Annotated in this window: 3 protein-coding genes; 2 read left to right on the forward strand and 1 reads right to left on the reverse strand. The window is 40.4% G+C overall.

Annotated elements, in window-relative coordinates:
- The first annotated feature begins 27 nt into the window (after nucleotides 1-27).
- Both HH219_RS07580 and pbpC read left to right on the forward strand, forming a co-directional pair.
- Complete coding sequence (locus HH219_RS07580; protein ID WP_169327079.1) at nucleotides 28-5,010, forward strand: alpha-2-macroglobulin; 4,983 nt, start codon at nucleotides 28-30, stop codon at nucleotides 5,008-5,010.
- A gap of 178 nt (nucleotides 5,011-5,188) precedes the next feature.
- Complete coding sequence (gene pbpC, locus HH219_RS07585; RefSeq protein ID WP_169327080.1) at nucleotides 5,189-7,468, forward strand: penicillin-binding protein 1C; 2,280 nt, start codon at nucleotides 5,189-5,191, stop codon at nucleotides 7,466-7,468.
- 215 nt (nucleotides 7,469-7,683) lie between these two features.
- Here pbpC and HH219_RS07590 read toward each other — a convergent pair whose 3' ends face one another.
- A complete protein-coding gene (locus HH219_RS07590) occupies nucleotides 7,684-9,102 on the reverse strand; it encodes a sodium:alanine symporter family protein (protein ID WP_169327081.1) in 1,419 nt (472 codons plus the stop codon).
- Nucleotides 9,103-9,406 lie beyond the last annotated feature (304 nt).

The raw sequence follows: 9,406 nt of genomic DNA on the forward strand, positions 1-9,406 counted from the left end.
ATGTGATCGTGGTCTATAAGGATATTTATGAAAGTAAGTCATTCAGTTTCCTACGCGCTCACATTAATGCTGCTATTTATTTTAGTTGGCTGCAATGATGATGATTCAAAACCAACGCGCAGTGTAACAAGCAGCGCTACAAAAGCACAAAATTCACCACTAAACGATCCTTCCTTTAATTTAGCGCAAGTAAAACAAGATTACGCAAATACACCTTTAACTGTGCTTGATGTATCAGAACGAAGCCGAGATGGAAAAAACTCAATTGCGGTTACTTTATCTGTGCCACTAAACCCAGCAGACAACCACCAAAAATACTTTAATATTAGTAATAAAAAAGAAGGTGTGGCGGATGGATCTTGGGTGCTGTCTAATTCAGGAAAAACAATTTGGTTCCCGTATGTAGAGCCACAAAAGAGCTATGATATAACGGTATATCAAGGATTGGTTGCAGCTAATGGGGAACGTTTAAGTCAAACTTACAGTACCCAAGTTACAACGAATAAACTTACCGCAAGCATTAATTTTGACACTACAGGGGCGTTTCTTACGAAAGGCTTAGGAAATGGTCTCCCTGTTGTGAGTGTAAATACGCGTGCCGTTGATATTAATTTTTACAAAATCAATGAAAAAGACAGCCAATCATTTTTGAATGAAATATCAAATCACCGCTATTATTGGGGTATAGAGCGAATCACACAATTTGGTGAATTAGCTTATACAGCAAGGTACGAATTAAATGCACCAAAAAATACCCGTGTAAAACGCAGTATTAATATTGATGGTATTACAGCGTTAGAACCTGCAGGTATTTACCTTGCAGTCATGGTAAAAGCGGGCGGATATGAGCAGCATCAAATGATGTGGTTTAGCGTAACTGATATTGGTATGCATGCGCGTTTTTATAATAACCAAATTGACGTTCACACTTCATCGCTTAAATCTGGCAAACCAATGCAAGATGTTGAAGTAAGCCTACTTAATAATGAAGGCGAAATACTACAACAAAGTTTAACATCCCCTGATGGACAGGCTTCTTTTGTGACTAACCTTAATGCAGCATCTCTGATCAGCGCTAAGATGGGCGATCATTATTCTGTGATTGAAATAAATAAACCAGCGCTAGATTTATCTCAATTTGATATTGGCCTGCGGCCTAACACAGAGCAAGAATTATTTATTTACGCTCCAAGAGACTTATATCGACCTGGCGAAGTCATTGAATTTAATGCACTACTTCGAGATAAAGATGGGCGTTTAACGCCAACAAGTATTTTATCAGCAGTCATTAAGAGTCCTGATGGTACGCATGTTAAAACGTTTAAATGGGCGGGGGATGCAAGTAACTATTACAATAAAGCATGGTCAATTCCTCGTGATGCTCAAGTGGGTAGCTGGCAGTTTGAAGTATCCAGTGTAGATAAATCGGTATTTATTTTTAATTTTAAAGTCGAAGAGTTTTTACCTGAACGTTTAAAATTAACCTTTAACCCTCAGAGTGAATTAAAACGTCTTGTTGTTAACAAACATCAAACACTTACTCTGCCTGTTTTAGGCGAGTACTTATACGGAGCTCCAGCTTCGGGTAATCGTTTATCAACACAAGTAAATATAGCCCAGTGGCGTAGGCCTGTATTAGCATTACCAGAATTTGAATTTGGTAACATTCAAGAGACTGCTTTTAATACCCGTAATGATTTAACGGATGTTGAACTTGATAATAAAGGACAAGGAAAGCTGGTTTATAACGCTGATTTTTCAACGTTAAAAAGCCCACTGCGAGTTCAGTTTATTAGTAGCTTGTATGAATCAGGGGGGCGTCCTGTATCGCGGGCTTATTCAGGATTAGTATGGCCAGAAAATACGATGCTCGGCATTCGTAGTAGCTTTGGTGAACGTAACCCAGAAGCTAACTCTAAAGTCAGCTTTGAGATTGTTAATGCCTCACTTGATGGTGAAAAGCATATAGCGACTAATTTAGATATTAAGCTGATAAGAGAAGATCGCCGTTATTTTTGGGTATATACGCAAAGTGAAGGGTGGCATTACCAATGGGATGACAACGAGTTTGTTGAGCTTACTCAGTCAATAGATATTGAAGCCGGTAAAACAGCTCAAGTACGGTTTCCAGTTGAGTGGGGACGTTATCGTTTAGAAGTAAAAGATCCCGCAAATAACCTGTTTTCTAGCATGCAATTTTACGCGGGTACAAATTGGTATGAAGATTGGCAAGCGGCACAAGCCGGCAGTGGTGCCGCGCAACCAGATAAAATAACGATGGCGCTTGATAAAGCTGCGTATAGTGTAGGTGATACAATAAAAGTGAATGTAATTCCGCCAGAAGCAGGCGAAGCTATCATTATGGTTGAAGGTGATGAGCCACTTTGGATGAAGCGAGTGTCTATTTCAAGTGAAGGTGCAGTCGTTGAAATACCTTTTTCGAAAGAATGGCAACAACACAACCTTTATATTAGTGCTGTTGTGTTGCAAGCGGGCAGCAATGAGCAAAGTTTGACGCCAAAACGCAGCTTTGGTTTAGTGCATTTACCCTTAGACAGAGATTCACAGCAACTTGATATTACCTTCGATGTAGCCGAAAAAGCACTTCCAAACAAAAATTTACCCGTTAAAATTAACGTTAAGCAGGCGGCAGATAATAAATCTAAACACGCTTTTATTACCTTGGCTGCTGTGGATGTTGGAGTGCTGAGTATAACGGATTTTGCAACCCCAGATCCGTTTGATGCATTCTTTGGGCAACGTCGCTATAACGTTGATGCACGAGATGTGTACGATAAAGTAATCGAAGTTAGTCAATCAGATAAAGCGAATTTACGTTTTGGTGGCGATACAGACCTAACGCGAGGTGGAAAGGCCCCACAATCAGAGGTAAATATTGTCTCTTTATTCAGTGGCTTAGTGGCTTTGAATCAACAAGGTGAAGCAAATGTAGACTTAGCGATCCCGGATTTTAATGGACGCTTAAAATTAATGGTTTTAGCTTTTTCAGATAATGAATTTGGTAGTGCCGAGCAAGAAGTAACCATTGCAGCACCAGTCGTTACGCAAATTGCAATGCCACGTTTTTTAGCGATGGGTGATAGCACAACGATTGCCCTAGATGTTACTAACCTCAGTGGTGTAGAACAAACACTAGCCGTTAGCTTTGAAGCAAATGGAGCAGTAAAGCCATTTACTGATGATAAAGATATTAGGCTACTTAATGGAGAAAAAACCACATTAACGTACCGAGTTGATGCTGAAAGCCCGATTGGCAACGCCTATTTTAATGTGATGGTTAAAGGTGATGCGCTTGAAGAAAGTGTACAACGGCAATGGCAATTAGGATCACGCCCCAGCTATAGTGCAACACATACCAAAGTTCAAAAAGTATTATTACAGGGTGAAAAGCTGGAACTAGATAAGCGCATAACTGATGAGCTTATTTTAGACACCGTGCAGGCCAGCGTATCTATTTTTAATCGCGCAGACATAAACCTACAAAATCAGCTAACACATCTGATGCAATATCCTTACGGTTGCCTAGAGCAAACCAGTAGCCGTGCTTATCCACTTATCTTTGCCAGCCCAGAGAAACAAATATTAATGGGTATTAAAGGTGTGAGTGAGCAAGAGCGCTTAGCCATGATAAACCAAGGTATTGACCGTTTAGCTACTTTGCAGCTCAGTAATGGCGGTTATGGCCTATGGAGTAATAAGTCAACAGAAGAATATTGGTTAACTGCGTATGTGGGAGATTTTTTACTCAATGCGCGAGAGATGGGTGTAAATGTACCCGAAACACTCTTAAGTAAAACGCTTTCACGACTTCAGCGCTATATTGCACGTAGCGGCAGCTTTTACAATGAACCTTGGAGCGATGATCCCAAGCATAGTAATTTTGCTTACAAAGCCTATGCAGCATATGTTCTATCACGTGTGAACCAAGCGCCATTGGGAACTCTGCGTAGTCTTGCTAAAAATCAAGCGGATGACGCGAAAAGCGGATTACCACAAGTGCACCTAGCCATTGCTTTGGCTAATATGGGTGACAAAAAACGCAGTGATGCGCTATTCATTCGCGCTTTAAATAATATACCCACAAAAAGAGAACACTACTTAAGTGATTATGGAAGTCAAATACGAGATTTAGCGATGATGATTCATTTAATGATCAAACATCAGCAACACGCCCAGCATCAACAAAAAGCAATTGCACTTAGTTTTAAATTAGCCGATTTACTAAATCAACGAACGTATTACAGCACACAAGAGCGTAATGCATTATTTTTAGCGGGCTTGTCGCTGCAAATAAATAACAACACATTGTGGTCAGCACAGCTAATTTTAGGGAGTGCTAACTCAAATCAAGACACGCTGACAGCCAATGAGCATACTCTGCAGCAAAAAACGGTATTTAAACAGGCCTTAACAGCGGAAAATTTACAGCACTCGGTTACAGTAATGTCTAAAAATGAAGAGCCATTATTAGCAACGATCAATATCAGCGGTTATGGTAAAAAAGCCCCAGTGCAAAGTACGAATGGAATAGCTATTGGGCGTCGTTGGCTTAATGTAAAAGGGCAAGAAGTAAAAGTTAATGAAGTGAAGGTGGGCGAGCTATTTTTAGTTAATTTAACGGTGAATGCCGATCAAAGAACACCTGATGCCATGGTTGTTGAATTACTACCTGCTGGTTTTGAGCTCGAAAATCAAAACCTAGCCCATGCAATTAAGCTTGATGAAATAGTAATAGACGGGCAAAGCATTACACAATGGCAACAGCAAAACCCAGTTAAACACCAAGAATACAGAGATGATCGGTTTGTAGTGGCACTTGAATTATATACAGGCCGTACAGCACAATTATTTTATTTAGTTAGGGCGGTAACGCCGGGCATATATAAAGTGCCATCATCATTTGTAGAAGACATGTATAGGCCAGAACTACGAGGCGTCGGTAATGCGACGAATGACATTACTATCAGTCAACCAAGTACAGCAAAGTAGTGAGAATTAAGCTAACGAAAAAGAGGGTTTGTAAATTTTTATTAGTCGCTTTAGCGTAAAAAAAATAATCGCAGGCTCTGCTGCTGCGCTCATTTTTTGGTGTGTTTTGTTGTTGTTAATAAGTGCTTTGCTGTTGGATTATTTATATCCACTTAAGCTACCGCAAGGGACTTACAGTATGGCGGTTACAACCAATTCAATTACACCGATAAGTAAAACGCGTGCAAAACAATTTGCACGCGTTGTGGTCGATGAAAACAATAGACCATTACGTACTTTTGCTGACGATAACGGGATATGGCGTTACCCAATATCGTTGCAGCAAGTTTCACCGCTATATATTGAAGCTTTAATAAACTATGAAGATCGCTGGTTTTGGTATCATCATGGCGTTAATCCATTTTCAGTATTACGCGCTACTTATCAAAATATTACACAAGGGCGAATTATTTCAGGAGGTTCAACACTGTCAATGCAAGTTGCGAGAATATTGCACCCTCACTCACGTAGTATTTGGGGAAAGCTACAGCAGGTATTGCGAACATTACAGCTTGAATGGCATTTAACTAAACCACAAATACTACAACTGTATCTTAATAATGCCCCTTTTGGCGGCACAATTGAGGGTGTGGAAGCGGCCAGTTATAGTTATTTAAATAAATCAGCGCAAGCGTTAACACACGCAGAAGCTGCATTATTGGCAGTATTACCACAAGCGCCCACACGGTATCGCCCCGACTTACATAACCAAGCAGCGCAACATGCACGTGATAAAGTGCTCAACCGTCTTGCGGAGTTTAAAGTGTGGCCGCAAAGCGTCATTGACGATGCAAAATTAGAGCATGTTTATAGCAGTCGCTTTAAATCACCGCAATTAGCCCCTTTGTTTGCAAGACGATTATTAAATCAACACCCAAAACAATTGATCATTAAAAGCACAATTAATGGAGAGTTACAGCAAAACTTACATGACTTAATTACAAACTACATTACACAATTACCAACGCGAAGTTCTGCAGCTATTTTGGTCGTGGATAACCGTACTTCGGCGGTTAAAGCGTATATAGGGACTGCTGATTTTGCTAATACAAAACGTTTTGGTTACATAGATATGATCCAAGCTATTCGATCGCCAGGCTCCACACTTAAACCTTTTTTGTATGGCTTAGCGTTAGACGATGGTTTAATCCATTCGCATTCATTATTAGCAGACACTCCTAGAAATAATGCACACTATCGTCCTGCAAATTTCAGTGGTGGTTTTAATGGGCCAGTATCGGTGCTTAGTGCATTGCAACGTTCTTTAAATATCCCCGCGGTTGACCTATTGCAGCGTTATGGCGTGAACCGCTTTGTTAGCCAATTAGATAATGCGGGATTAGCACTGTCTATTCCTCACAATGAGCCTAATTTATCAGTCATATTGGGCGGGGGAGGAACGTCACTAGAAGGCTTAGTTCAACAATACAGTGCATTGGCAAATGAAGGACAGGTGCACCAACTACGTTATTTACAGCATGAGTTAGCACAACCAAAATCAACACGGCGTTTATTATCGCCTGCAAGTGCGTGGGTGATCCAAGCTATTTTATCAGGGATTAGCCGCCCAGGTAGTATTCATACTTTGGCCTCTATGTATGAAACTAAAAAAATAGCCTGGAAAACAGGAACTAGCTATGGTTACCGTGATTCATGGGCAATAGGAGTGAATAAGCACTATACAATTGGCGTATGGGTCGGTCGACCTGATGGCACACCTATGCCTGGTCATTATGGTGGCAGTACTGCCGGGCCATTATTATTTAAAGTGGTTGATAATTTGGACCTCGATACAGTAAACATATCAAAACCGGATAACGTAACGGCAAAAAATATTTGTTGGCCATTAGGCACATTATATTCTGATCAAACAAAAATGTTTTGTCAGCAAAAACATCAGGCGTGGGTAATCAATGAGGTTGTGCCGCCAACTTGGCATCGTGAAGATGCTGATGCATGGCAAAATAGTCTTTTTACCTATTGGTTCAATCCAATCAACCAACAGCGGGTATCAATAGATTGCAATATAAAGGGTAAGCGCGCAAAACAAGTAGCGCTTTGGCCAAAAGTACTTGAACCATGGCTTATTAAAAACCAACGCAGAGCAGCCCTCATTCCAAAGCTTGATAAACAATGTATAGGTGCATTGCCATCTGCAAGCGCAACACTCAGGATTGTTGGTATAGAAAACAAGAGCATTTATCGAAAATCTGGGGTAAATGGCGAACCACCTAGTATTATATTGAAAACGGTAGGTGGAAGCGGACGCAAAAGTTGGTATATAAACGCTAAACAACACTACCAAACGTTAGAAAATGAGACGACCACTCATGTTTTTAGTGAGACAGCACAAGGTGATCAACAAATTATTGTACAAGATGAGTTGGGTAATACTGATATGGTAACTATCAGTCTTTAAATATTTGAAAACTAATAATGAGTGTTTTTGATAGGAGAAATATACCCAAGTCACGATCAAGATATGAGCGCTGCTTTTAAACTACCCCTTAAAGGAACCGCCATTATTGCGAAGTAACGCCTCAATAGTAAGCCCTGTGAAACGCTGAACCCTGCATCTTGAGGTGACTTGGATACACACCAAAGTTTAAATAAATTAAACTTTGGTGTGATTTTTTACTTGTGCCAAATCCCTTTAGGGATTGATTCATCAAGCTTTTTATTTTGAGTAGGATCAAACGTTGGTAGTTTACCTGCTTTGCGCTGAGCGGTGTAATCATTAGCTAGCCAAAAGACAACACCAGAGAGCATAAATAGTGCAATAACATTTACTATCGCCATTAAGCCCATTGATATATCAGCTAACGTCCAAATTAGGCCAAGTTCACTCACTGAGCCAAACATAACCATGCCAAGCACAATTAGGCGAAATATAAGCATGCCATGAGCATGATTGTGCTCTAAGAACATTAAGTTAGTTTCTGCGTACGAATAGTTAGCGACAATCGATGTAAAAGCAAAGAATAAAATAGCGATGGCAACAAAAATTGCACCCCAACTACCCACATGCTGTTCAAGTGCCGCTTGTGTTAATGCAATACCAGTTACACCAGAGTCTGCAACTAATTGATCTGAGAGAAGGATCAAAGCAGCTGTTGCACTACAGATAACAACGGTATCAATAAATACACCGAGCATTTGTACATAACCTTGCGAAGCCGGGTGTGGAGGATTTGGTGTCGCGGTGGCAGCTGCATTTGCAGCACTACCCATACCAGCCTCATTTGAGAATAATCCACGTTTGATACCTTGGATCATTGCTTGCATTACACCATAGCCAATTGCACCAGCACCAGCTTGTTCAATACCAAAGGCACTATTGATAATACGCATAAATACAGCGGGCAATTCTTGTGCATTCATAGCACATACATAAAGTGCAACAAGTAAATATGCTAACGCCATAAATGGCACAACTAATTCGGCAAAGCGAGATATTGTTTTCAGGCCACCAAATATAATAATGCCAGAGCCAACAACTAACATTAAGCCAACAACATAATTAGGAATGCCAAAGGCCACTTCAAAAGCTGCAGCGATTGAGTTTGATTGCACTGCATTAAACACTAAACCAAAGGCAAGTATCAGGCACAGAGAAAATACGATACCCATCCAGCGTTTACCCAAACCATATTGCATATAATAAGCTGGGCCGCCTCTAAAATTACCATGTTCATCACGAATCTTGTAAGCCTGCGCCAACGTACTTTCAGCAAAACTTGTTGCCATGCCTATTAAGGCAATTAGCCACATCCAGAAAATAGCACCTGCACCGCCTAAATAAAGTGCAACAGCAACACCTGCCATATTACCTGTCCCAACACGGGCGGCGAGGGAAGTACAAAATGCTTGAAATGACGAAATACCATCTTTATCGCACTGACGAGAATTGAACATGACTTTAATCATGTGTGGGAATTGCACAAATTGAATAAACTTGAGTTTAATAGTAAAGAACAGTCCTGCTGCTATTAATAAGTAGACAAGGATATGACCCCACAGCAGCCCACTAATACTATTTATTATATCTATCATGTTATATGCCTAATGAACGAGTTAAAAAAACAGCGGGCAACTTATCATAAGCGGGGCAGATAGTTTAGTGTAACAATGAAAAAAGCTATGTTATCCACAGGCTTTTGTGGGTAACATGTCAGTTTCTTTTGTGTATCTTAAAAAAGCGAAATAAATGCAGGATTAGTGATAATAACACTTGCGTAAAATCAGCCGCGCCCTATAATGCGACCCCACTGAGACGGCAGACAGCAACGCTTAGCGGGGCAAGAGTTAATCAGTGAGTCGAGTAAAACTTGAGTTTGAATTTTTATAAAGTTTAAAT

The sequence above is a fragment of the Pseudoalteromonas sp. NEC-BIFX-2020_015 genome (assembly GCF_012952265.1).
GTDB classification, from domain to species: Bacteria; Pseudomonadota; Gammaproteobacteria; order Enterobacterales; family Alteromonadaceae; genus Pseudoalteromonas; species Pseudoalteromonas neustonica.